Source organism: Bradyrhizobium sp. WYCCWR 12699 (assembly GCF_032144035.1).
GTDB lineage: Bacteria > Pseudomonadota > Alphaproteobacteria > Rhizobiales > Xanthobacteraceae > Bradyrhizobium.
In genome coordinates, this window is the sequence record NZ_JAVTJN010000033.1 from 499,053 (window position 1) to 522,208 (window position 23,156).

At 64.4% G+C, this 23,156-nt stretch carries 29 protein-coding genes; 10 read left to right on the forward strand and 19 right to left on the reverse strand.

Going from position 1 to position 23,156, the window contains the following annotated elements; all coding sequences use genetic code 11:
* Positions 1-190: 190 nt before the first annotated feature.
* Positions 191-1,159, forward strand: coding sequence for a helix-turn-helix domain-containing protein (locus RPS27_RS22520; RefSeq protein WP_194403582.1), 969 nt, complete (start codon positions 191-193; stop codon positions 1,157-1,159).
* A 53-nt stretch (positions 1,160-1,212) separates the two neighbouring features.
* Here RPS27_RS22520 and RPS27_RS22525 read toward each other — a convergent pair whose 3' ends face one another.
* From RPS27_RS22525 to RPS27_RS22545, 5 genes are all read right to left on the reverse strand, one after another.
* Positions 1,213-1,638 carry a hypothetical protein gene (locus RPS27_RS22525; RefSeq protein ID WP_194408408.1) on the reverse strand — a complete coding sequence of 142 codons (426 nt, stop codon included), beginning with the start codon at positions 1,636-1,638 and terminating at the stop codon, positions 1,213-1,215.
* 137 nt (positions 1,639-1,775) lie between these two features.
* The gene (locus RPS27_RS22530; protein WP_313754434.1) at positions 1,776-2,765 is read right to left on the reverse strand and encodes a tripartite tricarboxylate transporter substrate binding protein; all 990 of its coding nucleotides are present in this window, start codon (positions 2,763-2,765) and stop codon (positions 1,776-1,778) included.
* A 190-nt stretch (positions 2,766-2,955) separates the two neighbouring features.
* Positions 2,956-3,888, reverse strand: a complete 933-nt coding sequence (locus RPS27_RS22535) for a transporter substrate-binding domain-containing protein (protein WP_313754435.1) — start codon at positions 3,886-3,888, stop codon at positions 2,956-2,958.
* Entirely contained in the window at positions 3,885-4,241 is a 357-nt protein-coding gene (locus tag RPS27_RS22540) for a cytochrome c (protein ID WP_313754572.1), read from the reverse strand. Before RPS27_RS22540 ends, RPS27_RS22535 begins: the two co-directional genes overlap by 4 nt.
* A gap of 11 nt (positions 4,242-4,252) precedes the next feature.
* On the reverse strand, positions 4,253-5,917 hold the full coding sequence (locus tag RPS27_RS22545; protein WP_194403579.1) for a methanol/ethanol family PQQ-dependent dehydrogenase: 1,665 nt from the start codon (positions 5,915-5,917) through the stop codon (positions 4,253-4,255).
* 344 nt (positions 5,918-6,261) lie between these two features.
* Between RPS27_RS22545 and RPS27_RS22550 the strand changes: the two genes are divergently transcribed.
* The 5 genes from RPS27_RS22550 to RPS27_RS22570 all read left to right on the forward strand — a co-directional run bounded on the left by RPS27_RS22550 (position 6,262) and on the right by RPS27_RS22570 (position 8,728).
* Positions 6,262-6,654 (forward strand): calcium-binding protein, encoded by a 393-nt coding sequence (locus RPS27_RS22550; protein WP_313754436.1) that lies wholly within the window; start codon positions 6,262-6,264, stop codon positions 6,652-6,654.
* 140 nt (positions 6,655-6,794) lie between these two features.
* The gene (locus tag RPS27_RS22555) at positions 6,795-7,133 is read left to right on the forward strand and encodes a hypothetical protein (protein WP_313754437.1); all 339 of its coding nucleotides are present in this window, start codon (positions 6,795-6,797) and stop codon (positions 7,131-7,133) included.
* A gap of 226 nt (positions 7,134-7,359) precedes the next feature.
* Positions 7,360-7,440 carry a pyrroloquinoline quinone precursor peptide PqqA gene (gene pqqA / locus RPS27_RS22560; RefSeq protein ID WP_313754573.1) on the forward strand — a complete coding sequence of 27 codons (81 nt, stop codon included), beginning with the start codon at positions 7,360-7,362 and terminating at the stop codon, positions 7,438-7,440.
* Positions 7,441-7,464: 24 nt separating this feature from the next.
* Positions 7,465-8,370, forward strand: a complete 906-nt coding sequence (locus RPS27_RS22565) for a hypothetical protein (protein WP_313754438.1) — start codon at positions 7,465-7,467, stop codon at positions 8,368-8,370.
* Positions 8,371-8,518: 148 nt separating this feature from the next.
* A complete protein-coding gene (locus RPS27_RS22570) occupies positions 8,519-8,728 on the forward strand; it encodes a hypothetical protein (RefSeq protein WP_194403575.1) in 210 nt (69 codons plus the stop codon).
* A gap of 7 nt (positions 8,729-8,735) precedes the next feature.
* Here the strand turns inward: RPS27_RS22570 and RPS27_RS22575 are convergent, their stop codons facing one another.
* From RPS27_RS22575 to RPS27_RS22590, 4 genes are read right to left on the reverse strand one after another with little or no spacing between them, the layout of a single operon-like run.
* On the reverse strand, positions 8,736-9,089 hold the full coding sequence (locus RPS27_RS22575; protein WP_313754439.1) for a hypothetical protein: 354 nt from the start codon (positions 9,087-9,089) through the stop codon (positions 8,736-8,738).
* Positions 9,090-9,134: 45 nt separating this feature from the next.
* On the reverse strand, positions 9,135-9,845 hold the full coding sequence (locus RPS27_RS22580) for an ABC transporter ATP-binding protein (protein ID WP_313754440.1): 711 nt from the start codon (positions 9,843-9,845) through the stop codon (positions 9,135-9,137).
* The gene (locus tag RPS27_RS22585) at positions 9,835-10,572 is read right to left on the reverse strand and encodes an ABC transporter permease (protein WP_194403572.1); all 738 of its coding nucleotides are present in this window, start codon (positions 10,570-10,572) and stop codon (positions 9,835-9,837) included. The genes RPS27_RS22580 and RPS27_RS22585 overlap by 11 nt, the downstream gene beginning before the upstream one ends.
* 1 nt (position 10,573) lies before the next feature.
* Positions 10,574-11,569, reverse strand: a complete 996-nt coding sequence (locus RPS27_RS22590; RefSeq protein ID WP_313754441.1) for an ABC transporter substrate-binding protein — start codon at positions 11,567-11,569, stop codon at positions 10,574-10,576.
* A gap of 87 nt (positions 11,570-11,656) precedes the next feature.
* On the opposite strand from RPS27_RS22590, the gene RPS27_RS22595 reads away from it, so the two are divergent.
* Positions 11,657-12,016 carry a hypothetical protein gene (locus RPS27_RS22595; protein WP_211416530.1) on the forward strand — a complete coding sequence of 120 codons (360 nt, stop codon included), beginning with the start codon at positions 11,657-11,659 and terminating at the stop codon, positions 12,014-12,016.
* A gap of 164 nt (positions 12,017-12,180) precedes the next feature.
* Here RPS27_RS22595 and RPS27_RS22600 read toward each other — a convergent pair whose 3' ends face one another.
* Positions 12,181-12,999: a quinoprotein dehydrogenase-associated SoxYZ-like carrier gene (locus RPS27_RS22600; protein ID WP_313754442.1), complete on the reverse strand. Its 819-nt coding sequence runs from the start codon at positions 12,997-12,999 to the stop codon at positions 12,181-12,183.
* Positions 13,000-13,096: 97 nt separating this feature from the next.
* Complete coding sequence (locus RPS27_RS22605; protein ID WP_313754443.1) at positions 13,097-14,023, reverse strand: quinoprotein relay system zinc metallohydrolase 2; 927 nt, start codon at positions 14,021-14,023, stop codon at positions 13,097-13,099.
* 141 nt (positions 14,024-14,164) lie between these two features.
* On the opposite strand from RPS27_RS22605, the gene RPS27_RS22610 reads away from it, so the two are divergent.
* On the forward strand, positions 14,165-15,046 hold the full coding sequence (locus tag RPS27_RS22610; RefSeq protein ID WP_313754444.1) for a substrate-binding domain-containing protein: 882 nt from the start codon (positions 14,165-14,167) through the stop codon (positions 15,044-15,046).
* Complete coding sequence (locus tag RPS27_RS22615) at positions 15,043-15,600, forward strand: PQQ-dependent catabolism-associated CXXCW motif protein (protein ID WP_313754445.1); 558 nt, start codon at positions 15,043-15,045, stop codon at positions 15,598-15,600. Before RPS27_RS22610 ends, RPS27_RS22615 begins: the two co-directional genes overlap by 4 nt.
* Positions 15,601-15,813: 213 nt before the next feature.
* Here RPS27_RS22615 and RPS27_RS22620 read toward each other — a convergent pair whose 3' ends face one another.
* The 6 genes from RPS27_RS22620 to RPS27_RS22645 all read right to left on the reverse strand — a co-directional run bounded on the left by RPS27_RS22620 (position 15,814) and on the right by RPS27_RS22645 (position 20,655).
* The gene (locus tag RPS27_RS22620) at positions 15,814-16,113 is read right to left on the reverse strand and encodes a copper-binding protein (protein ID WP_194403565.1); all 300 of its coding nucleotides are present in this window, start codon (positions 16,111-16,113) and stop codon (positions 15,814-15,816) included.
* Positions 16,114-16,243: 130 nt separating this feature from the next.
* Positions 16,244-16,852, reverse strand: coding sequence for a hypothetical protein (locus RPS27_RS22625; protein WP_313754446.1), 609 nt, complete (start codon positions 16,850-16,852; stop codon positions 16,244-16,246).
* Positions 16,849-17,697 carry an ABC transporter permease gene (locus tag RPS27_RS22630; protein WP_211416536.1) on the reverse strand — a complete coding sequence of 283 codons (849 nt, stop codon included), beginning with the start codon at positions 17,695-17,697 and terminating at the stop codon, positions 16,849-16,851. Before RPS27_RS22630 ends, RPS27_RS22625 begins: the two co-directional genes overlap by 4 nt.
* Positions 17,694-18,500, reverse strand: coding sequence for an ABC transporter ATP-binding protein (locus RPS27_RS22635; RefSeq protein ID WP_313754447.1), 807 nt, complete (start codon positions 18,498-18,500; stop codon positions 17,694-17,696). Before RPS27_RS22635 ends, RPS27_RS22630 begins: the two co-directional genes overlap by 4 nt.
* Positions 18,497-19,465, reverse strand: coding sequence for a YVTN family beta-propeller repeat protein (locus tag RPS27_RS22640; RefSeq protein WP_313754574.1), 969 nt, complete (start codon positions 19,463-19,465; stop codon positions 18,497-18,499). The genes RPS27_RS22635 and RPS27_RS22640 overlap by 4 nt, the downstream gene beginning before the upstream one ends.
* 8 nt (positions 19,466-19,473) lie before the next feature.
* A complete protein-coding gene (locus RPS27_RS22645) occupies positions 19,474-20,655 on the reverse strand; it encodes an ABC transporter substrate-binding protein (protein ID WP_313754448.1) in 1,182 nt (393 codons plus the stop codon).
* Positions 20,656-20,784: 129 nt separating this feature from the next.
* On the opposite strand from RPS27_RS22645, the gene RPS27_RS22650 reads away from it, so the two are divergent.
* Entirely contained in the window at positions 20,785-21,288 is a 504-nt protein-coding gene (locus tag RPS27_RS22650; RefSeq protein ID WP_249132492.1) for a DUF3280 domain-containing protein, read from the forward strand.
* 190 nt (positions 21,289-21,478) lie between these two features.
* On the opposite strand, the gene fghA is transcribed toward RPS27_RS22650, so the two are convergent.
* Together fghA and RPS27_RS22660 are read right to left on the reverse strand one after the other, a co-directional pair.
* Complete coding sequence (gene fghA / locus RPS27_RS22655; protein WP_313754449.1) at positions 21,479-22,324, reverse strand: S-formylglutathione hydrolase; 846 nt, start codon at positions 22,322-22,324, stop codon at positions 21,479-21,481.
* A gap of 68 nt (positions 22,325-22,392) precedes the next feature.
* Positions 22,393-23,013, reverse strand: a complete 621-nt coding sequence (locus tag RPS27_RS22660) for a response regulator transcription factor (RefSeq protein WP_018320706.1) — start codon at positions 23,011-23,013, stop codon at positions 22,393-22,395.
* Positions 23,014-23,156: the final 143 nt, after the last annotated feature.

Genomic DNA, 23,156 nt, shown 5'->3' on the forward strand with positions numbered 1-23,156 from the left:
CGCTCAGGTTCCCCTTGACGGCGCTGCAACTAAGGCGGAGGATTAACTTTCAAGGGTGGCAATGGAACGATGGCGCTCGTGCCAAAAGACCGCTCAAATTCGAGGTAAACGTCACGCAATCACGGCCGAGGGCTCCGACAGCGCTGGTCGCGATTCGCGTCGAATTCCGGATCAACCAGTGGCTGGATTAATGTCCGACACCATTCACACGCTCTCGACGACCGGCATGACGCCGAAGCGCCAGATCCAGAGCTGGATCGACGGGCTGACGAGCCTGTGTGGGCATTTCGACGTCGATCCGCTGGAGGCCTCGTCGCTCGAAGGCCGCATCGACTACACGAGCGTCTCGCGCCTCAAGCTCTGTCAGATCGAGGTGAGCCAGCATCGCCTCGCGCACACGCTGGCGCGCGCCAAGGCCAATGAGCACCCCTACATCAAGATTCACTTCCAGACCTACGGCGTGTCCTATTTTGAACAAGAAGGCCGCCACATCGAGATCAACCCCGGCGACATCATCGCCTATGACGTCTCCTGTCCGCATTCGATCATCAGCCCGGCCTTCACCCGTCACGACGTGGTGATCGTGCCGAAGGCGCTGCTGCGAGACCGCGGATTCCCGTCGCAGCGGATGCCCGCATGCAAGCTGTCGGCGAAGACAGGCACGGGGCGGATCGCCCACGATTTCGTCCACGCGACCTTCGACGAAGCGGCAAAGCTGTCGGCGAACAGCGCGGTCGGCGTCGCCGATTCGCTGATTGACCTGCTGTTGCTGCCGCTGCGCGAAGCCGACACGATGTTCGACCGGGTCGGGCCCGAAGCGATGTATGTGCGCGCGCAGTTCTTCATCCGCGAGCACCTGCGCGATCCGGATCTGTGCATCGACCAGATCTCCGCCGAACTCGGCTGCTCCAAGCGCTATCTGCACATGTTGTTCTCGGAACGCGGCACCACGGTGAGCGACTACATCTGGCAGGCGCGCTTGCAGAACTGCCGCCAGGAGCTCGAGGCTCACGCCGGCAAGACCATCACCGACGTCGCGTTCTCCTGGGGCTTCTCCAGCTCATCGCATTTCAGCCGGGTATTCCGGAAATACTTTGGCGTGGTGCCGTCCTCGATCCACAAGGCGCAGCAGGGCGTCGCGAGTTCGGGCGAGCATTAGGCGGGCGCCGCAGCCGCCCTGGCGATCACGCCGCTCCGGCGACCAAATGCCGGTTACGCCGATGCCGCAATGTAGGGAATGCTGACCAGCAGGGCGGCAAGCAACACGGCGTTGCAGAGCATTCCACTCCAATGCAGCCGCCGCAGCCGACCCGCGGCATCGGTATCGCCGGCTTCGCCGGCGTTGAGCTGCTCGTCCATCCGCTGCATGAACCAGCGGCGCCCGCCAATCGCAAGAGCTGCAAGCAGGCCGACGCCGATCGCGGCGAGCGGGCGGCCGTCGAGCAGCAAAGCCAGCGTCGCGACGATTCCGGCAACGCGCATCACCAGAAAATGGGCGTTGAACATGCCGCGCAGCAACAGCGCGACCGGCCTTATATCGAGCTTCACCAGCAGGAAGGCGGGCGATGCCAGCGTGAAATAGCCCATCGGAAAAAGCAGGATGACCATAACGGCGACGGCGACTGCATCCGGTGTCATGCGATCGGCCCTAATTGTCCGCCCCAGGAGGGGCTTCCGGCGGTGGCGCGCAATCATAGCGTGAAATTGCACTTCCGGCACTAGGCTTTGGTCGGAAGCCGGCCGGGAAGGAGGGCCTGCGCGCCGCGCCTCGAGGCTCAGGCCGGTTCGAGGCCGAGTGATTTCGCGCTCTCGATCCAGACCGGCAGTTCGCGCTGATACAGTTCGTTGGTCTCCTTGAAGCCGATGGCGGGCTCGAGCACGAAGGTGGCGAGTACCTCTTTCACTTTCGGATCGTTGTTGGCCGCGACGCAGAGCTCCGCCAGGCGGTCGACGACGGCTTGCGGCGTTGCCTTGGGCACGGCCCAACCCGAAAAGCCGCTCACGGTGAAGAATTTCGAGGTCGCGCCCTGTTCCGGGAGGGTCTTGACGGTGGGGATCGCGTCGACCTTCTTCGAATGCACCGCGAACACGGTGCCGCGGTCGCTTTGCAGGACCGACTGTGCCGCCGTGTAGCTTCCCATCGCGACATCGAGCGTGCCTTCGAGCATCCCGGTCCACATCGGCGCCTCGCCGCGGTAATGGATCGGCTCGATGTTGAGGCCGTACTGCTTGTTGAGCTCGTTGATCGTCATGTGCGGGGCCGAGCCCGCGCTGTAGGTGCCGAAGTTCACCTTGCCGCTCTTGCGCGCGAAGGCGACGAAATCCTCCAGCGTCTTGACCCCGGTCTTCGGATTGGCCACCAGCAACAGGCCGGCGCCGGGAATGACGCTGACGAGCGTCAGATCCTTGTCCATGTCGTAGCCGGGATTCTTCATCACCACGCGGTTCATGATGTAAGTGGTCGAGATCGAGCACAGCATGGTGTGACCGTCGGGCTCGGCGCGGGCGACCTCCGCCGTGCCGATCGCGCCGGACGCGCCGGGCTTGTTCTCGACGACCACGGTCTTGCCGACCTGCTTGGAGATGAATTCGCCGTAGGCGCGTGCGAGCAGGTCGGTTTGCCCGCCGGCGGGATAGCTGCAAATCATGCGAATCTGCCGCGACGGCCAAATACCTTGTGCCGAGGCGCTGCGCGAGACGAAGGGCATCGCGAAGGCGCCGGCTCCGGCGGCGATGAAGTGGCGGCGATCGATTTTCTTGGACATGATTCTCTCCCGGTTCCCCGCAGGGTACTGCACCAGGCTGGCGCTGCCATCGGCGTCAGGCGAGACAGATTGGCGCATTCGCTACGGCGTCGGTCTGGGATGCGGGAGCAGAGTTCGTGCACCGGACGCGGCGCAGCGTTCCTTCAGCCGCGCGGCACGGCGTGCCGCACTGCGTCCGGGATACGAGAGCCTACCGCTGGATGATCTTGGTCCAGACGTCGCCCAGAATGGCGGGCTCGCGCGGCGGCAGATAGGTGAGGCCGGCCTGCCTGCCGAATTCGGCGATCCTGCCTTCGGCCGCGAGGGCGCTCAGCGCCTTGTTGACGGCCTCGATCAGCGCGCCATCGCCGGCAAGCCCGACATAGCCGCGATTGGCGCCGATCGGATAATAATAGCCGGACGCCGTGAGCGCCGTATCGGGGTGCGCGGCGCGATGGGCGTCGAAGCGCGCGAGGTCGATCAGCGTCGCGTCATGGTCGCCGCGCTGGAGCGTGCCGAGCAGATCGTCGCGGCCGGGGACGAGATGGGTGATGCTGTCGATCAGCCGCCCCTTGTCGAAGGTCATCAGGATGGCATCGCCGAGCGAGCCGCTTTCGATGACCAGGCGAAGCCCGGCGAGATCGCCGATGTCGCCGATCTTGCGGCCGCTTGCCTTCGACCCTAGCACCACCGTCATCGGCGAATAAACGTAAGGCAGACTCGGCGCGAGCACGCCGAGCGCGACGCGGCGCCGACGATCGTCGCGTGTGGCCCCGGCGAAGTCGGGCAGGCGCGCCGTCTTCATCCCGGGGACGACGAGCGAATCCTGCGTCAGCGCGTAGCCGCCGACGAGCGAGCAGCGCCCGTCCGAGAGCAATGCGTTGGCCTCGAGCTGGGGGCTCGAATCCTCGTCCAGCTTGCTCTCGAACCACTGGATCGTCAGCGTTCGTCCGAGCCGCTCCGCCACCGCCTGCGCCAGCAGCACGTCGAAGCCGGCGTCCGGCTTGCCGCGGTGGTGCGCCGAGAGCGGCGGCCGGTCCTCGTCGAGGCAGATCCTCAGGGGATCGTCGGCCGCGAGCGCGACCGATGATGCCATCGCCGAAAGAAGCGCCGCGACGCTCCACGCAGCCCGCCAGCCCCTCATGGCTTCCTCCGGCTGGAGATGAAGGCCCAGAGGTCGCCGATCTGGTCGTCGCTGAGAATGTCGCCCCAGGGCGGCATCCTGTTGTTCTTGCCGTTCTTCACCGTGGTGACGAAGCGTGTCTTGTCGTCGGGGAAGACGCGCAGGTCCGGCGTGATGGTGCCGGAGTTCATCAGGTTCGGGCCGTGGCAGTGCGAGCATTTCTCGGCATAGGTCGACTTGCCGTGGTCGATCTGCGCCTGCATGGGATTGCCGGTCGGCTCGTCGGAGGCGCGAACGGTCGCCGCAAGCGCGACCGTCAGCACCAAGGCGGCGGCGAAGACCGCCGCCGTCTCGTGTGACATTTTTCTCAGCATCATGCCGCGGATTACTGCTTGACCGCGAAGACCCACAGCGAGCCGCCGGGCGGCACCTTGGCAAGTCGCTCGTCGCCGGAGAACAGCGAGTAGACGCCGCCATAGCCTGATGTCACCGCGACATATTGCACGCCATCCTGCTGCCAGGTCACCGGCTGGCCCTCGATGCCGGACCCGGTCTGGAATTGCCAGAGCTTCTTGCCGGTGTCGGCGTCGAAGGCCTCGAACTCGCCGGTCAGCTGGCCCGAGAACACGACGCCGCCGGCCGTCGACAGCACGCCCGAGAAGCGCGGAATGTCGCTCGGCGCTTCCCATTTCGACTTGCCGGTCATGGGATCGATCGCCTTGAGATGACCGCGCGGGCCGTCGTCGAACTGCCAGGGATCGGTCAGGTCCATGCCGAGATACCATTCACCCTGCTTGAAGGTGACGGGCTCGGCCTTGTACTTGCCGCCGAAGTTGAGCGTGTTGGCGTAGGCCAATCCGGTCTGCGGATTGAACGACATCGGCTCCCAGTTCTTGCCGCCGAGGATGGACGGATAGACGGTCACCTTCTTGCCCTCGCGCGCATCCTTGGCAACGTCGGTCTCGATCGGCTTGCCGGTCTTCATGTCGACGCCGGTCGCCCAGTTCACCTTCACGTAAGGGTTGGCCGCGAGCAATTTGCCGTTGGTACGGTCGAGCACGTAGAAGAAGCCGTTGCGGTTGGCATCCATCAGCACCTTGGTCGGCTTGCCCTCGACGTTCATGTCGGCGAGGACCATCTCGGCCACGCTGTCATAGTCGAACGGATTGTTCGGCGAGAACTGGTAGTGCCACTTGATCTTGCCGGTCTTGGGATCCATCGCCAGCACGGAGCAGGTGTAGAGATTGTCGCCGGGACGCACCGCCGAATTGAACGGTCCGGGATTGCCGATGCCCCAATACACCGTGTTCAGCTCGGGGTCGTAAGACCCCGTGATCCAGGTCGAGCCACCGCCGAGCTTCCAGGTGTCGCCCTTCCAGGTGTCGCCGCCGGGCTCGTCCGGCGAGGGGATCGAATGGGTACGCCAGAGATGCTTGCCCGTTGCCGGATCCCAGCCGTCGATGAAGCCGCGTGTGCCGAACTCGGCGCCGGAAATGCCGGTGATGACGACGCCGTCGGCAACCAGCGGAGCCACCGTCATCGAATAGCCTTCCTTGATGTCGGCCGCCTTCTGCCGCCACAGCTCCTTGCCGTTCTTGGCGTCGAGCGCGATCACGTTGGCATCGAGCGTGGTGCGGAAAACCTTGCCGTCATACAGCGCCGCGCCGCGGTTGATGATGCCGCAGCAGACGATGCGCGGCGTCTCGGCGGGATATTCGACCTTGGTTTTCCAGATCTGCTTGCCGGTCTTGGCGTCGACCGCCATGGTCGCATTGTGCGAGGTCACGTAGATCACGCCCTGGTACACCAGCGGCTGCGATTCCTCGCTGCGATCGTCGTTGAAGGAGTAATTCCAGACCGGGACAAGGTTCTTGACGCTGTCCTTGTTGATCTGGTTCAGGGTCGAGAAGCGCTGCAGATTGTAGCCCATCCCGTAATTGAGAACGTTCGATGTATCAGTCGCGCCCTTGACCAGCTGCTCGGTGGTCTGTGCGCTTGCACAAGTCGATGCAAGCATGACGAGGCTCGCGGCCATCGCAAAGCGTTTCATCCGTTCCTCCCAATATGCGCGCCTTTTGACGCTGCGGGAGCAACACTCCGTCGGAAACCAAAACGCGTCAATACGAAAGTCACACGTGTCGTGCCGATATCGTTGAACGCCGGCGATGGTCACCTTAGGGAAACCTGACGCGGCCGCGCACAAATTGTGCGGAGACGCTGAAAAAATTCCGCGCCGCGAGGCAGCTCCGGACGTGGATCGTCGAGGGGCGAGGATCTGGTTCCCCCGGTTGTCGCGCGCGCAAGTTGCAATTTCGGACTTGAACCGGCGACCTCTTGTGGACTTATGTCGTTTCTATCCCGCCCGAACCAGGGCTCTTCGTCTGGGAGGTCTTGATGATTTCGCCTCGCTCAGTTGCACTTGCGCTCACGATTGCATTGTTGTCCGGCCCGGCGTGGCCGGCCTCCGGCAATGCGGTCAAATTGTTCGATACCGACAATGACGGCACGCTCGATCTTGCCGAGGTGAAGAAGGCGGGAGCGGCATTGTTCGCAAAGCTCGATCCGGATCATGACGGCACGCTCGATGCGCGCGAATTGCGCGGACGTCTTTCGGCGAAAGAACTCGCAGCCGCCGATCCCGACCGCGACGGCACGCTGACGCTCGACGAATATCTGTCCGTGGTCGAGCAGCGTTTCAATGCGGCCAATCCCGACAAGGACGGAACGCTGGATGCGAAGGAGCTGAACTCGCGCGCCGGACGCGCGCTGTTGCGATTGTTGCGGTGAGCGGTGCAATCGGAACAGACGTGACGAGGGTGGCTTTTTGCGAGCATTTCCGCTCCGACACTCGGAACATCGGGCAGCTCGGCCTGTTCTCTTCGCGATGTCCTGCCCGGCGCCGGGGCAACGCGGCGGGAGAAGAGGAGATGCAGATGAACACGAAACGTTCCGTTTTTGCCGCCTGCGCGATCCTGACCTTGAGCGCCGGCGTTGCCATCGCCGGCCCGTGCAACACGGGCAGCGCCAGCACTGACAAGGATGCCGGTTCTGGTCCGGTCACCGTGGGCTCGGCGCAATCGCACGCGTCCGGTTCAGCCGGCGACTCCAGCCAGCATCCGCCGACCAGCACGATGAATCGTGCGAGCGGCGAAACGCCGGCGTCGTCCGAGGATGCGCAGCGACAGATGCAGAGCCAGCCGACGGCCGCTCAGCGAGCCGAAGGTGCCAAGCCGAACGGCACAGCAATGGCCGACAAGGGTTGCTGACGGCGCGGTGGCGCTGGTGTCGATTCGACGCGCGGTGCGTCGCACAAGCAGCGTCTCGCAGGTCGTGTTTGACCAAGAGAGAACTGGCTTTGCCCGAGAGAGAAATGCAGCCGCGAAGAATCGACACAGACGCGCTCGCCAGACGAATCGAGGCTTGAACTGCATCTGACGCAGCCCTAGGTTTTGCGCCGCGCGATGTCGCGCTCAATACTTGGGGAGACCCCGAATGGCTTGGAAACCTCCGAAGATCGTGGAAGTGCCGGTCGGCATGGAAATCAACATGTACGCCTGCGCTTCGCGCAAGTAAGACTGACGACCTGCCGCGGCTTCGATGGCAAACGCCGTCGAAGCCGTGGTAGTGTCGGGAATGCGCGCGAGAGCCAACAGCTTCTGGACCATTGCTGCCTGCACGGTCGCGCTTCTGCCCGCATGCGCCGGCGCCGAAGAGGGTTTCGATACCGAGCACATCTTCGGCTTCATGATCGGCACCGATGTCGGCAATCCGGGCGAGCGCGAATTCCAGACCCAGACCACGGGCCGCTTCGGCAAGGGCGCAGGGACCTATCGCGCGCTGGAGAAAGAGGTCGAGATCGAGATCGTGCCGATGCCGAACTTCCGCATCGAGGTCGGAGCCACCGCCAGCCTGCACGACATCACCGGCGTCCCCGATATCGACGACCGCCGCCAATTCAACTTCCAGGGAGCTTCGCTCGACCTGCGTTATCGCCTGCTCGACCGCGAGCGCGCGCCGTTCGGCCTCACCGTCGCCGCCGAACTTCATGGCGACCGCATCGACGAGACCAGCGGCGCAAAAGGGCGGATGTACGGCACCGAGTTCACGCTGGCCTTCGACCGCGAGCTCATTCCGAACTTCGCCATCGGCGCCCTCAATTTGATCTATCAGCCGGAATGGGCGCGCTTCGAGGTGGCGGGCACATCCGAGAAGAGTTCGACGATCGGAGCGGCGTTGGCCGGCCTGGTGCGCGTGCGGCCCAACGTGCTGCTCGGCGGGGAGCTGCGCTACTTCCGGCAATATGAAGGCATCGGACTCGGCGAGCTCTCGGGCCAGGCCCTGTTCGTCGGCCCGACCGCCTATGTCCAGCTGTCCGAGCGCTCACGGCTGACCTTGAGCTGGAGCATGCAGGCCTGGGGCCGCCCGGCCGGATCGGGCGGCAATCTCGACCTCGTCAATTTCGAGCGCCACCAGGCCCGGATGGTGTTCGGGGTGAACTTTTAGGTCCTTCCCCCACCCACAAAAGGGGCGCGGGATCCGAGCGTTCCGCCTGCAGTTCCTGCCCATTCCCCTGGCAAGTTGAAACTTCCCCCTCCGTCGAGCGTATCTTTTCGTGCTAAATCTCCATCGTCCCCTGCCAGAGGATTCCGGCATGAACCCGATTGACCTGGTGGTAACCGTGTGTGCGGTCCTCTCGCCTGCGACCTGCGAGGAGCAGCATCTGATGTTCAACTATGGTGGGTCGCCGCGGCAATGCGCGATGGCCGCGCCGCCCTATATCGCGCAATGGGTTGGTGAGCATCCGAAGTGGCAGGCCGTGCGCTGGCGCTGCGAATATCCGCACCCGAACGACAAGGCCTAGGCCGTCGCTACTTGGTGCAGTCCTTCAGATCCTTGTCGGCAATCGAGAACACCGCGTCCGCCCTGATCTCGATGTCGCGGACCACGCATTGCCGCCCGTTGGGATAGCCGACCTTGGCGTCGTAGCGGCCGGGCTCGACGCCGCTGATGCGCAGCCGCTCGTCGTGGTCGACCTCCTTATCCTTGTCGTTCAAGCACTGGTTCGGGCCCCAGTCGGTCTTGCCGGCGGGTGAAAGCTGAAAGCCGGAGATCGTCTCCGTCGTCAGGTTCCAGAGCCTGATGCCCTTGCCCTTGGCCTGCGCCAGTGCCACGCCCGGCACCGCGACCAAGAGGATGCCGATCGCAATCAGCCTGCGCCGCATTGGTGAGCCCTCCTTCGACGAATTGATCCAGTTGACCACGAGTGTTCATTTCGCATCAAGCGGCAAGGCCGCCAGCTCGGCCCTGATCCTCATCAGATCGGCTTCGCTGCGCATCGCGCGCGGAATGGCGATCGGCACTTCCTGCACGATACGCGCAGGCCGCGGCGACAAAAAGAACAGGCGGTCGCCGAGCCGGATCGCATCGTCGAGACTGTGGGTGACGAGCAGCGTCATCATCGGGCGGCTGGCCACCAGCGTCGCGATCTCATCGCGCAGGCGGCCGGCGAGCGCGTCGTCGAGCGAGGCGAGGGGCTCGTCGAGCACCAGCAGATCGGGTTCGACGGCGAAAGCGCGGGCGAGCGCAACGCGCCGGGCAAGACCGAGCGACAACTCGCCGGGAAAGTGGCTGCGATGCGCGTCCAGCTCCAGAAACCTGAACAGCTCCGACAGCTTCTCCTCGGTCACATCAGGAGCAGCCAGCCGCACATTCTGCTCGACCGAACGCCACGGCAACAGCCGCGGCTCCTGGAACACCATGCCGATCCGCGCCTGCGGCGGACGGGCGACATGGCCGGTGAACTCGCCGTCGAGACCGAGGATGATGCGCAGCATCGTGCTCTTGCCGCAGCCGGAGGGGCCGATCAGCACGCCGACCTCGCCGGGGCAAAGCGCGAATTTGAGCGGCGCGAGCACCTCGTGGCTCCCGCCCGCGGCACTCCTGAATGTCTTGCCTGTGATGTCGACTTCAAGCCGCACGGGGCCGCCACCGTGTTGCGCGGGCTTCGAACGGCTGCACCAGCAAGGTTTCGATCACGAGCACGACCGCGGCGAATGTCAGCGAATAGGCGAGCAGCCGCGGCGTGTCGAACAGCTGGAAGGCGACGCCGATCTCGAAACCGACGCCGTTCGGACGTCCGAGCAGTTCGGCGACCAGCACGATCTTCCACACCAGCGAAAGTCCGGAGCGGGCGGCGGCCGCGATATAGGGCGCAAGCTGCGGCAGCACGACATGCCGGAACGCGCGCCAGCGCGGCATCGCGAACACGCTCGCCATCTCGTCGAGCGAGCGGTCGAGCGCGCGGGTGCCCTCGCGCAAGGTGACGACCGCGGTCGGCAGCTTGTTGATGGCGATCGCCGCGATCGCGGCGGCCTCGGTGAGGCCGGCCCAGATATAGGCCAGCACGATCACGACCAGCGCGGGCAAATTGAGCAGCAGGATCAGCCAGGGATCGCCGAGCCGGTCGGCGAGCCTGACTCGTCCCATGAGGTAGCCGATGGCGCTGCCGAGCGACATCGCCAGCACGAAGGCGAGCGTGACGCGCGCCAGCGTGGCGCCGAGATGCAGGAACAGCGCGCCGGTCGATGCTTCCGCGATCATCACCTCGAGCACGGCCGGCGGGGAGGGCAACTTCGCGCCTCCGACGAACAGCGCGGCAATCCACCAGGTCACGAGGAAGAGAGCGAACGAGAGAAGACGCAGCACCTCAGTCTCCAGGCACGGCGTGATAGAACGTGCCGGGATCGAGCTCGGCGGCGGGGCCGACGAGGTCGCGACCACCGGTCTCGGCCAGCACGCGATACAGCACGCGCGCGTCCTGTTCCTCTTCAGCGATGCTCCGGCGCGGAATACCGTCGCGATAGCGCTCGCGATAGGTCTTGAGCAAGGTGACATCGCTGGTGCCGGTGAGCGGGGCGATCTTGTCCCAGGCCGCATCCGAGGTGACCAGCAATTGCTTGGCCTTGCGGGTCATGGCGATGAAGCGGGCCACGGCGTCCTTGTGGCTTGCCGCCCAGCTTTCGTCGAAGACGTAACCGACCGCGGAGACGGCGCCCTTGGCGCCCAGCTTCGGCAGGATCTCTTCGATGCCGGCGAGGCGCCTGAAACCCTTGGCTTCGAGCTGGGCACAGAAATTCCAGAAATTCAGGCTCGCCTCCATCTCGCCGTCGAGTGCCTTGGCGGCGATCAAAGGCGGGGCGCCATAGGCGATGGTCGCCTCCGACTTCAGGTCGATGCCGTCCTGCTTCATGCGCGCCTGAAGCAGCAGCCAGCTCTTGTCGATCGCTCCGCCCGCGACGGCGAGCTTGCGGCCCTTCAAGTCGGCAAGCGTCTTGATCGGCGACGATGCCGGCACCATCACGGCGCCGAGCGCACTGGAGTAGGGATAGAAGGTGAGCTTGGCGCCGAGCGTCCGTTCGCGCGACACCCACAGCCAGTCCGACAGGATGATGTCGGCACTGCCCGCGCGCATCGCGATCTTGCCGGCCTCGGTGCTCGCGAGCTCGGTGACCTCCAGCGCGAGGTCCGCCTCCTTGTCGAGCCCGCTCGCGCGGATCGCGGCCAGCTCCCAGGAGAATGTTCCGGTTTTCTGCACCGCGAGGCGGATTGTCTCCGCGGCGCGGCCGGGTGCGGCCAGCGTCAGCATCAGCGTCGCGAGCGCCAATGTTCGACCAAGTGCCCATATCACACCAAGTGCTCTCATCGCCTTGTGAGCCGTTTCCTCTGACAGAGTGCTTTTCAGGACAATACGCATAGCATAGCTTTGCTCGCAACCCGCGGGAGGATGCGCATGAAACTGGCCGGACAGCTACGACCGATTGTCGCCGTATTGACGGTGCTGGCGGCGAGCGTGTGCGTCGCGCGAGCCGAGGAAGCCAACGATTATCCGACGGCGGCGCGCGCGGAGTACGTCTATGGCTGCATGAAGGCCAATGGCGAGAGCCGGCAGTCGATCGAGCAATGCTCCTGCTCGATCGACGTGGTGGCCTCGATCGTCCCCTATGAGCGCTATGTTACCGCGGAGACCGCGCTCAGCATGTCGCAGGTGCGCGGCAATCTCGGCGTCCAGTTCCGCACCTCGGAGCAGGCGAACACGGCGGTGAATGATTTGCGGCGCGCGCAGGCGGAAGCCGAGGTGAGGTGTTTTTGAAGATCTTCCTTCTCCCCTTGTGGGAGAAGATGGCGCGAAGCGCCGGATGAGGGGTATCTCTCCGCGAGCTCATGTGTGGAGAGATACCCCTCACCCGTCTCGCCGCTGCGCGGCGATCCACCCTCTCCCACAAGGGGAGAGGGAATCAGCGCAAGCGTCACGACCTAAGTCCCCGGCTTCTCCACATCCCACTCGTTGCGGAAGACGTGTCCCTCCGTGTCCTTGGCTTCCGCGCGGAAACGCTTGGCGCCGTTGGAGACGTAGGTGAAGCGCAGATTGGGATCTTCCGAGATCGAGATGCCGCCTTCCATCGACAGCACGGGGCTGCCGTCCTGCGTCAGCTTCAGCTGGTTGACGAAGAAGGCTGGAATATAGAGCTGCGTGACCTGGTCCATCTGCAGGCCGGAATTGTTGGGATGGCCGATCATGATCTGCGCTTCGCGGATGCGGCTCGCCGGCACCTCCTCGCGCGCGAACTGCCGGTAGCGCATCTGGCCTAGCCGGTTTTGCGCCTCCTCGGCGTTCTTGCCTGCCGGCGCCGAGCAGCCGCCCGAGGCCTTCACATAAACCTTCGAGACATAGAGCTGCCCATCGCTGAGCTCGGCCACCGCGTGGACGTCGGTGTAATTGTTGACGCGCACGCGCGTCGAGATCTCGGTGACATTGGCATCGGGCCCGAGCTCGAACTTCGCGGCCATTGGCGCGGGGTTACGGTCGATCACGAGCGTGATCGAACGGATCCGGCGGCTGTCTGCGGGCGACAGCTTGCTGCGCAAGGTCACCGGCACGATCGCCGCGTCCTCGGCGCGATACGGCATCTCGATGCCGATCACCGCACTGCCATCATTCATGGGCCGGCTGTTGAAGATGTCCTGCACCAGACCCGGCCAGGGATCGTAGGCCTCTTCAGCCTGCGCGGGCACGGCGAAGGCGATGCCGAGCAGTGCGGCGATCAGGGGCAGGCGGCGTGTCCATCGGGTCATGGTCGTGGTCCTCTGAGTCAGCGAAGCTGATCTCGGAGTCAGCGAAGCTGATCTCGGAGTCAGCGAAGCTGATCTCCCGCACATGTTAGCGCGCCCGCTACTCCCATTCAATTTCCGAGAATGCTGCAGTTGCGTTCCGGGCGTTGTAATCGCCGAACAGCTCCCAGCGCGGCCGTTCCTCGGCAGCTGCCTTGTCGGCGGCGGCCCGGATCGGCTCGCCGTTCTTGTTCAGCACGCGCACGTCGGACAGCAGCGTTGACAGGTAACGCCGTTCATCGGTCAGCGCGGCAGGCCAGTCGCTCACGGGTCCGTGACCGGGAACGACGCGTTGCGCCGGAATGGTCTGCAATTCCTTCAATGTGTCGAGCCAGCCGCGGATGCTGCCGTCCATGACCGGAATGTGGCGCAGAAAAACGAGGTCGCCCGCGAACAAGGTCTTGGTCGTCTCGTCGTATACGCTCACGTCGCTGTCGCTGTGCCCGGTCCGCCAGGCGCGCAGGGACAGGCGACGCGATCCGAGATCAAGCGTCATCGTGTCCGAAACCAGGAGGGTCGGAGCAATGATCTTCACGGGATCGATCAACTCACTGCCCATGATCCGGCGAAAATTGTCGAGATAATAGGGCCCGCGCGTCGCGAGCGCCTGGGGCAGCTTGCTGTGGCCGACGAAAACAGTGTCTCCGGCCACAAAGGCCGCGTTGCCGAAGACATGGTCGGGGTGGCCATGGGTGTTGATGACATAGCGGATCGGCTTGGGCGTGCGGGCCCGCACGGCGGCCAGCAGGGCCTCGCCTTCACGCAAGCTGCCGCCGGTGTCGATGACGGCCACGGCATCGTCGCCCACGATGAAGCCGAGATTGGCGATGTCGCCCTCGTTCTCGCGGGTCATCAGGGCAATGGCTCCGGAGTGTACGAAGATTCCGGTTGCGACTTCGCTCACAGGCAATTCGGCCGTCGCGGCCCGTGCTAGCGTTGCGATCCCCAGCAGGGACAAGGCTACGATCACTCGAGTGATGCGAGACACTTTTCCGCCTCAGTTCAAAGGATTGGCCGCATTGCATTGCAGCAAAACGAAGCCAACAAAGTTTGGCGCGACAATTCCTGCAAGACATGGTGCGTCATGCGTTGCATGGATAGCATTCAAACAAAACGAGGAGGAAGCAGGATGACGGAGGCCGGACGACATCGTCGCTGGTTATTTTCAATGTGGGTCCTGGTTGCGTCCTGCGCGCTCGGCGATGTCGCCGTGGCGCAGACCAATGACAGCGGCGACCTCTCGTTCGAACTGGTCGACCCGAACGTACTGCGCGTCTGTGCCGATCCGCGCAATCTGCCGTTCTCGAACGAAAAGGGCGAGGGATTCGAGAACAAGCTCGCCGAATTCTTTGCCGACAAGCTCAAGAAGAAGCTCGACTATGTCTTCTTCCCGCAGGCCACCGGCTTCGTGCGGATGACGCTGGGCGCGCATCGATGCGACGTCATCATGGGTTTTCCGCAGGGCGATGACGTCGTGCAGGGCACCAATCCGTATTACCGCACGACCTATGCACTGGTCGCCAAGGCCGGCAGCGGGCTCGAGGACGTCGACACGCTCGAAGATCCGAAGTTGAAGGGCAAGCATGTCGGCATCGTCGCCGGAACGCCGCCCGCGACCAACATGGCCATTGCCGGGCTGATGAGCAATGCAAAGCCCTATCCGCTGATGATCGACACGCGCTACGACAATTCGGCGCAGGCCATGATCGACGACCTCGCCGCCGGCAAGATCGACGCCGGCGTGCTGTGGGGACCGATGGCCGGCTACTACGCGAAGAAGGTCGGCTCGCTTCATGTCACGCCGCTGGTGAAGGAAACCACGGGGCCGAAGCTGGTCTATCGCATCGGCATGGGCGTGCGTCCCGCCGACCAGAACTGGAAGCGGCAGCTCAACAAGCTGATCCAGGAGAACCAGGGCGAGATCAACAAGATCCTGATCGACTTCGGCGTCCCGCTGCTCGACGAGAGCGATCGGCCGCTCAATGCGGATACGGCCAAGAAGTCGCCATGAGACGGCTTCTTGCCACTGCGCTCGTCGTCGCCGCGTTGGCGGCGCCGTCGTTCGCGCAGCAGCAGGAGCCGTTCGAGCCCGAGGGTTATCGCGCCGACAATTACCGCGCGCCGGTGCCGGCGACGCTGGCCGGCGCGCGCGTGCTCACCACGGCGGAAGCCGAGACGATCTGGCGCGCGAAGAGTGGTGCGTTCATCGACGTGCTGCCGAGGCCGCCGAAGCCGAAGAACCTTCCGGAAGGCACGGTGTGGCGCGATGCGCCGCGCAGGAACATTCCGGGCAGCATCTGGCTGCCTGACACCGGTTACGGCTCCTTGCCGCCGGCCATGGATGATTATCTCCAGCGCGGGCTCGCGCGTGTTTCGGGCGGCGACAAGGCCGCGCTGATCGTGATCTATTGCCTTGCCGATTGCTGGATGTCCTGGAACGCCGCCAAGCGGGCGCTAGCCTATGGCTATTCCAACATCGCCTGGTACCCCGACGGCACCGACGGCTGGGAGCGCGCCAAGCTGCCGACGGAAGAGGCGCAGCCGGCGCCGCGGCCGGAGCAGTGAATGACTTGATTGGCCGCGCTACGCATTCGTGTCCCGGACAAGCCGTAACGCGTGAGCGTTGCGGCGCATTGCCGGGACCCAGACGCCGCGAGCTCGTCTGCGACATGGGCCCGGCTCTGCGGTGCAACGCTGAAGGGCGCTGCACCGCGACCGGGGCACAAGGAGAGAGACGCATTCTGGCGGGACAAAAGCGGCGAGGCGGACGCCCAATACTTACTGCTTCTGCAACTTCGTCAGCGTGCCGGTGCCGTTATTGTCGGTGGCAGAATAGTTCACCCTGTCGCCGGCATGAACGGCGTCCAGCATCGCGGCGTCCTTGGTCTTGTATTCTTGCAGCGCGCCGGCACTTCCGGTGCTGGCGCCGACCGTGCCCTTCTGGGTCTGCTGGATCGAGATCGTGCCGTTGAGTCGGTCAATCCGCATGACCATGCCGGTCATGTCGTCAGCAAAAGCGCTGGTTGCGAGCATGCTGAGGGCCGCAGCGCCCGCATAGATGAATCGCGTGGTTCCCATCGAGGCCTCCCGACGTCTTGGAGTTCACTTCGACAAGCCATCCTAGATCGATTTGGTTCCGGCAGATAGCAGGGCAAAGGTTAACCAGGCCGCTCCAGGAACCCGGCGGGAGCCCTCGGCAAGGCCGACGCTACTCCATTTCCTGCTGAATCACGCGGCCGAGGGCGAACAGGCGCTGGTCGATCGTGGTGGGAACCTCGCAGACGAACCGCACCACCTTGTTACGGTCTTCGAAAATGCGGGTCTTCCAGATCAGCTCATTGCCGAGCGCCTCGACCTTGGCTTCGTCACGCGGCGTGGCGCCCTGCAGCGCCTGGAGCTGGATGGCCTCCTCGCGGATCTTCTCGGCGGCCTCGCGCTGCTTGCGGCTGACGCGTTCGAGCCCGTTCATGACCTGCGAACGCTGGGCGTTGAGCGTATCGAACAGGCCGGCGAACAGAAGCTTTGCGTTGCTGGCCTTGTCGGCGGAGGAGGCGGCCAGAAAGTCCTTCACCGATTTCTCAGCCTCGTCGATCGGCGTCTTGCGCGCCGACAGTTTGGCGACCAGCGCGGTGATTTTCGTGTCGTTCTTCCATTTGGTCTCGGCATCGTCGAGCGCAGGACCGGCCCAGACGGCGGCGAGCGAGATCTCCGGCACCTTGGCCTGCGTGCAGGGCCAGTTGGGATAGCGCGGATCGGCCGCGCGCACCGCCGTACCCGACAGCGCGAGCACCAGGACAGCCATCGCCAGAACCTTCATCCTTCGCCTCCTGCAGGCCCCCGTCGCGCCAGCCCGCGCGAGGGATCATAGGCCCAAATCGCGCCGATCATGAAGACGATTGTGCAGCTTGCTACCACCGCCAGCGAGATCCAGTTGATCTGCCCGTAGAGTGCAAAACGGATCAGCTCGACCGCATGGGTGAACGGATTGACCTCGCAGAGATAGTACAGATAGGGACTGCCCTCCTGCACCCGCCAGAGCGGGTAGAGCGCGGAGGAAGCGAAGAACATCGGGAAGATGACGAAGTTCATCACCCCGGCGAAATTCTCCAGCTGCTTGATGCCGGAAGAGATCAGCATGCCAAGCGAGCCCAGCATCAGCCCGGACAGGATCAGCGCCGGCAGCACGGTGAGATAGCCCGAGGACGGCGGGGTGATGTCCCAGAACCAGGCGATCAGCAGGAAGGCATAGACCTGGAGCAACGATACTGCGGTGCCCGCCAGCAGCTTGCAGAACAGCAGGAAGCCGCGCGGCAGCGGGCTCACAAGCAGCGTGCGCATGTTGCCCATCTCGCGGTCATAGACCATCGACAGCGACGATTGCATGCCGTTGAAGAGCTGGATCATCGCCATCAGCCCGGGCGCGATATAGACCTCGTAGAGGATGTAGGTCTCGTAGGGCGGGATGATGGAGATGCCGAGCACCTGGCGGAAGCCGGCAGCGAAGATGAACAGCCACACCAGCGGCCGCACCAGCGCCGAGACGAACCGCTCGCGCTGATGCAGGAAGCGCAATCCCTCGCGCCAGACGATGCCGGTGAGACACGTCATGTACTCGGCAAATGAGAAGCCGCGCGGGACCTCGCGCGTCGTGATGCTGCTCATGCGCCGCCTCCCGGCATGGTTTGCGCGCCGGTCAGGCGCATGAAGGCGGTGTTGACGTCCTGCGCGCCTGTTGCGGTGATGACGCGGCTCATCGGTCCCTGCGCCAGCACCTTGCCCTGGTGCAGCACCACGAGGTCGTCGCTTGGCATGATCTCGTCGAACAGATGCGTCGCCCAGAGCACGCCGATGCCTTGCTCGGTCACGAGCTGGCGGACCTGGCTGATGATGTCGGCGCGCGCCTTGACGTCGAGGCCGACCGTCGGCTCGTCGAGCAACAGCAGCCGGGGCCGGTGCAGCAGTGCGCGGGCGATCTCCAGCCGCCGCATCTGTCCGCCCGAGAGGTCGCGCACCTTGCTGCCGGCGCGGTCGGAAAGCCCGATGCGGCCGAGCAGGTCGGCGCTGCGCGCGGCGGCCTCGCTGCGGCTGATGCCGTGGAGCGCGGCGTGATAGAGCAGGTTCTGCGTCAGCGACAGGTCGAGATCGAGCGTGCGCGGCTGGAACACGACCCCCAACAATCGTAGCGCCTCGCCCGGGCTCTTGCTGATGTCATGGCCGAAAATGCCGACACGGCCGGACTGGATGCCGAACAGGCGCGTGATCAGCGAGAACAGCGTGCTCTTGCCGGCGCCGTTGAGGCCGAGCAGGGCGGTAAAGCTCGCCGGCTGCACATTGAAGGAGACGTCGATCAACGCCCGGCGCGGCCCATAGGCATGGCTGACGCCGTCGATCGAGAGCGCCGGCGCCGCGGCCGGATCGGGGCCCGGCACCTCGCCTGGGTCGGGAATAGGAGCTGGGCTGGTCATGGCGCGATCGTGATGCCCCAGGGCAGCTCGCCCACCTGAATGGTCTTGATCACCTTTTGCGCGGCGACGTCGATGACGGAGACGTCGTTCGAGACGCCGTTGGTGGTCAGCAGATATTTTTCGTCTGGGGTGAACGCCATGTGCCAGACCCGCTGTCCCACCAGCAGATATTTCGTCACCTTGCGCGAGGCGACATCGACCACGGCGATGCGGTTGGCGGGGCCGAGCGCGACGAAGGCGGTCTTGTCGTCCTTGGTCATGCCGATGCCGACCGGCTGGATCGCTTCTTTCCGCAAGCCCGGGATCTCGAAGGTGACCTTGCCGATCACCGCGTGCTTTCCGGGATCGATGATCGAGACGGTGCCGCCGATCTCGGACGACACCCACACTTCGGAAGCGTCGTGCTTGAACTCGGCAAAGCGCGGCCGGGCGTCGACCAGCACGTTGGCGACGATCTGGCGCGAGGCGGTGTCGATGAAATGCGCCATATTGGTCGTTTCCGACGTATTGATCAGCGTCTTGCCGTCCGGGCTGATGGTCATGCCTTCGGGCTCGACGCCGACCTGGATGTCGCCGAGCCGGGAGCGCTTCTCGAGGTCGATCACCGTCACCGTATTGTCGTTCTCGTTGGCGACATAGAGGATCTTGCCGGCGGCATCCTGGGCGAACAATTCCGGATCGGGGCCTGAGGGCAGGCTGTCCACCACGCTCTGCGTCTTGGCATCGATCACCTGGATGGTGTCGTCGTCGCCGACCGCGACCATCACGAACTTGCCGTCGCGCGTGAAATCGATGCCGCGCGGGCGCTGCCCGACCTTGATGGTCTTGGTCACCGTCCAGCTGTCGGTGTCGATCACCGAGACGGTGTTGCTCTTCTCATTCGAGACATAGGCGATGAAGGCGTGCGCGGGCGCTGCCGCGAACGCCAGTCCGGCGAGAAGCCCAACACGCCCCATGCGCAGCATTCGCGTCCTCACTTCAGCTTGCATTTGCTCTCCGGACGATCATAGCCGAGCGTATCGAGCTCGGAGACCTGATGCAGAAATCCCTCCTGCGGCGAGACCGACACCACCATGCGGCCGTCGACCAAGAGGATCGGCTGGCGCAGCTGCAGGTTCCAGTCGCGCAAGGTGAGCCGCGTGCCCTTGAAAGCCGCGACCGAGAAGTCCGGGCCCTTGATGAAGTCCGAGACCTTCTTGACGTCGCCCGAGTTGGTGCGCGAGGTGGCTTCCCCGATCATGCGCACCGCGGTCCAGGCCTGCATGTCGAGGGCCGTCATGCGCCGCGAGTTGAGCTTGACGAAGCGGTTCTGCATCTGGATCGCGCCCCACTGGTCCTGCGATGCGTCCCAGCTGCGCGGCACGAGGCCGGCCGAGCCGGCGACAGGCCGCGGATCCCAGGTGCGATAGGGCAGGTAGGCGCCGAACACCTCGCTCTCGTCGGCCGCGACCAGGACGTCATAGGCCGGCGCGCCTTGCGTGAACACCGGCATCTGGCGCTGGATCAGCGTCACGCCGCTGTCGGTACGGCGGGCGCCGCCTTTGTCTTCGAAAGTCTTCTCCTGCACGATCTTGGCGCCAAAGCGTGTGGCGGTGCGCCGGAGCGCGTCCGCGAACAGCTTGTCCTCGTCGTGCGAGCCGACCACCAGCAGCCAGCGCGACCACTTCTTCCACACCAGATACTGCCCGAGCGCATCGGCCAGCATCGCGCGCGTCGGTGCGGTGTGGATGACGTTGGCACGGCAATCGGCTTCGCGCAGCCGCTCGTCGATCGCCCCCGCATTGAACAGAAGCGTGCCACGGTCGCGCAGGGCATCCGAGACTTTCAGGAGCGCATTGGCCGGCAGGTCGGTGATGATGAAGCTGTTCTTCTCGGCAAGCGCGGTTGCGGCCTGTACCGGGTCCTCGCCCTCCTTGATGCGGCGCTCCTCCAGCGCGAAGCGCTGGTTGAGAAACTTGCCCGTGGTGTTGTTGTCCTCGATCGCAAGGCGCGCGCCGGCGACGCCGTCATTCTCCGCAGGAAGTTCGACCAGGGATAGCGTCGATCGGGTGCCGGCGACACCGAGATAGCCGACGCCGATCAGGGCAGGCTCCGCCGCGAGCGCGCTCGTCGCAGCAAGGCCAAAGGCGATCAGACCGGCCAACCATCGGATCATGTTTCCTCCAGGTATTCTCTCCCGCTTGACCGCCGGTAGAGAATTGTCTCTGCTTCAAGCATGACCAATTTGTCAGGGCATGCAACCCCGCATTTCGTCCCCGCGCGCACGAGGACTGGAATCACGATCATGCGAGCATCGATGGTGATCGCCGCTTTGCTGTTGACGCCTGCGGTCGCGCGCGCCGATCCGCCGAAGCTGGCCGTGTTCGATTTCGAGCTGATCGACACCAGCCTGCCTGGGGAGTTCTATGGCTCCAGGCCGGAAGAGGCGCGGCTCCTGCGCATCAGCGAGCAGCTGCGTAAGGAATTGACGGAGTCCGGCAGGTTCCAGGTGCTGGACATCGCGCCGGTCAGGGACGCGGCCCGTCACGCCAATTTACAGGCCTGCGGCGGCTGCGATCTCAAGCTCGCCGGGCAGCTCGGGGCAGACCTCGAGATCACTGGCATGGTGCAGAAGGTCTCGAACCTGATCATCAACCTCAACATCTATCTGCGCGACGTGAAGACCGGCGCCATGATCACAGCGGCGAGCGCCGACATGCGCGGCAACACCGATGAAGCCTGGACGCGCACGATGAGCTATCTGATCCGCAACAGGCTGCTGGCGCCGAATTACGGCAAGCGGGAGTAGGGGGAATTACTCGCCGCGATGGCGGTGCGCCCTCGCCCCTTGTGGGAGAGGGTGGATTCGCGAAGCGAAGCCGGGTGAGGGGTTCTCTCCGCGAGTCCAACTCTTACTGAATTGCGGATAGATACCCCTCATCCGGCGCTTCGCGCCACCTTCGCCCACAAGGGGAGAAGGGAAGGGCAGCAAGGGCCACTCAGCCCTTCAGCTTCTCCGCATGCCAGTGCAGGTGATCGCCCATGAAGGTCGAGATGAAGTAATAGCTGTGGTCATAGCCCGCCTGACGCCGCAGCGTCAGCGGGATGCCCGCCTTGGTGCAGGCGGCTTCGAGCAGTTCGGGCCTCAGCTGTTCCTTCAGGAAATTGTCGGCCTCGCCGACGTCGACCAGGAAGCTGGAAAACTTCGCGCCGTCCTCGATCAGCGCCACCGTGTCGTGGCTGCGCCATGCGTCCTTGTTTGGTCCGAGATAGCCGGTCAGCGCCTTGATGCCCCAGGGCACCAGCGAGGGCGCCACGATCGGCGCGAACGCGCTCGCGGCGCGATAGCGATGCGGGTTGCGCAGCGCCACCGTCAGCGCGCCGTGACCGCCCATCGAATGGCCCATGATCGATTGCCGCTTGGCGTCGACGGGAAAATTTCCCGCGACCAGCTTGGGCAGTTCGTCCGTGACATAGCTCCACATCCGGTAATTGCGCGCGAACGGCTCTTGCGTCGCATCGACATAGAAGCCGGCCCCGAGGCCGAAATCATAGGCGTTGTTGGCATCGCCCGGCACGTCGGTGCCGCGCGGTGAGGTGTCGGGAGCGACGAAGATCAGGCCGAGCTCGGCGCAGGCTTTGCGGAATTCGCCCTTCTCGGTGACGTTGGCATGGGTGCAGGTGAGGCCGGAGAGATACCAGACCACGGGCAGCTTCGCGCCCTCGGCGTGCGGCGGAACATAGACCGAGAACACCATGTCGGTTCCGGTCGCCTGGCTGGCATGGCGATACACACCCTGCACACCGCCGTAGGATTTGTTGATCGAGACAGTCTGAATCGTCATGCCTTCACTCCGTGGCATCTCACCACATCAACATTGCAACGCTTGTATGACCGAAATTTGTGGCGTCGTCAGGCGACACCGCTGTCGATCGCCAGCCGCACCAGCTCGACCGAGGTCTTCACTCCGAGCTTCTGGCGCATGATGGACGACGTGTTGGCGACCGTCTTGTACGACGATTGCACCAGCCAGGCGATCTCCGACAGGCTTTTTCCCGCGCTGAGCAGCCGCAGGATCTCCATCTCGCGCGCGTTCAGCTTCGACAGCGGGCTCTGCGCCAGCGTCGGCCCTGCAAAGGCGATGCTGCGCGCGATCGCGCTCGGCAAGTACGTGCCGCCGCCTCCGACGGCGCGGATCGCCTCGACGAGGTCGTCGGGATCGCCGGTCTTGGAGACGTAGCCCTTCGCGCCGCATTCGATCGCCCGCGCGGCAAAGGCCGGGTCATCGTTCATGCTGAACATGATGATGCGGGCCTCGGGCGCGCGCTCGAGGATGCGGCGCGCGAGCTCGAATCCGGAGACGGTCGGCAAATTAATGTCGATGATGCAGAGGTCCGGGCGCTCGACGATGAAGACGCACTCTCCGTCTTCGGCGTCGGCGGCCTCCAGAATCTCGATCTCGCCCTCGTCGGCCAGCACGGCACGGCAGCCGGAGGCGACGATGGGATGATCATCGACGATCAGAATGCGCATAGGCGTTCCCCGCGACAGCGTTCCTCGTGACAAGATTTGCCCATTCTGCGCCGCATGATACCGACATGGGACGGGCGCGTGAGCGATGTGTCCGAGGTCGCCTCATGCAACCCGGGCGGGATTGCTGTACGCTTCCGATTAGA

Coding starts and splice junctions, on each gene's coding strand:
- RPS27_RS22645 (WP_313754448.1), bottom strand. CDS start 20,655: ATGATCCGATGGTTGGCCGGTCTGATCGCCTTTGGCCTTGCTGCGACG.
- RPS27_RS22615 (WP_313754445.1), top strand. CDS start 15,043: ATGAGACGGCTTCTTGCCACTGCGCTCGTCGTCGCCGCGTTGGCGGCG.
- RPS27_RS22550 (WP_313754436.1), top strand. CDS start 6,262: ATGATTTCGCCTCGCTCAGTTGCACTTGCGCTCACGATTGCATTGTTG.
- RPS27_RS22530 (WP_313754434.1), bottom strand. CDS start 2,765: ATGTCCAAGAAAATCGATCGCCGCCACTTCATCGCCGCCGGAGCCGGC.
- RPS27_RS22630 (WP_211416536.1), bottom strand. CDS start 17,697: ATGAGCAGCATCACGACGCGCGAGGTCCCGCGCGGCTTCTCATTTGCC.
- RPS27_RS22600 (WP_313754442.1), bottom strand. CDS start 12,999: ATGACCCGATGGACACGCCGCCTGCCCCTGATCGCCGCACTGCTCGGC.
- RPS27_RS22520 (WP_194403582.1), top strand. CDS start 191: ATGTCCGACACCATTCACACGCTCTCGACGACCGGCATGACGCCGAAG.
- RPS27_RS22575 (WP_313754439.1), bottom strand. CDS start 9,089: ATGCGGCGCAGGCTGATTGCGATCGGCATCCTCTTGGTCGCGGTGCCG.
- RPS27_RS22650 (WP_249132492.1), top strand. CDS start 20,785: ATGCGAGCATCGATGGTGATCGCCGCTTTGCTGTTGACGCCTGCGGTC.
- RPS27_RS22620 (WP_194403565.1), bottom strand. CDS start 16,113: ATGGGAACCACGCGATTCATCTATGCGGGCGCTGCGGCCCTCAGCATG.
- fghA (WP_313754449.1), bottom strand. CDS start 22,324: ATGACGATTCAGACTGTCTCGATCAACAAATCCTACGGCGGTGTGCAG.
- RPS27_RS22545 (WP_194403579.1), bottom strand. CDS start 5,917: ATGAAACGCTTTGCGATGGCCGCGAGCCTCGTCATGCTTGCATCGACT.
- RPS27_RS22535 (WP_313754435.1), bottom strand. CDS start 3,888: ATGAGGGGCTGGCGGGCTGCGTGGAGCGTCGCGGCGCTTCTTTCGGCG.
- pqqA (WP_313754573.1), top strand. CDS start 7,360: ATGGCTTGGAAACCTCCGAAGATCGTGGAAGTGCCGGTCGGCATGGAA.
- RPS27_RS22540 (WP_313754572.1), bottom strand. CDS start 4,241: ATGCTGAGAAAAATGTCACACGAGACGGCGGCGGTCTTCGCCGCCGCC.
- RPS27_RS22565 (WP_313754438.1), top strand. CDS start 7,465: ATGGCAAACGCCGTCGAAGCCGTGGTAGTGTCGGGAATGCGCGCGAGA.
- RPS27_RS22570 (WP_194403575.1), top strand. CDS start 8,519: ATGAACCCGATTGACCTGGTGGTAACCGTGTGTGCGGTCCTCTCGCCT.
- RPS27_RS22610 (WP_313754444.1), top strand. CDS start 14,165: ATGACGGAGGCCGGACGACATCGTCGCTGGTTATTTTCAATGTGGGTC.
- RPS27_RS22525 (WP_194408408.1), bottom strand. CDS start 1,638: ATGACACCGGATGCAGTCGCCGTCGCCGTTATGGTCATCCTGCTTTTT.
- RPS27_RS22595 (WP_211416530.1), top strand. CDS start 11,657: ATGAAACTGGCCGGACAGCTACGACCGATTGTCGCCGTATTGACGGTG.
- RPS27_RS22625 (WP_313754446.1), bottom strand. CDS start 16,852: ATGAAGGTTCTGGCGATGGCTGTCCTGGTGCTCGCGCTGTCGGGTACG.
- RPS27_RS22640 (WP_313754574.1), bottom strand. CDS start 19,465: ATGCTGCGCATGGGGCGTGTTGGGCTTCTCGCCGGACTGGCGTTCGCG.
- RPS27_RS22635 (WP_313754447.1), bottom strand. CDS start 18,500: ATGACCAGCCCAGCTCCTATTCCCGACCCAGGCGAGGTGCCGGGCCCC.
- RPS27_RS22590 (WP_313754441.1), bottom strand. CDS start 11,569: ATGAGAGCACTTGGTGTGATATGGGCACTTGGTCGAACATTGGCGCTC.
- RPS27_RS22660 (WP_018320706.1), bottom strand. CDS start 23,013: ATGCGCATTCTGATCGTCGATGATCATCCCATCGTCGCCTCCGGCTGC.
- RPS27_RS22555 (WP_313754437.1), top strand. CDS start 6,795: ATGCAGATGAACACGAAACGTTCCGTTTTTGCCGCCTGCGCGATCCTG.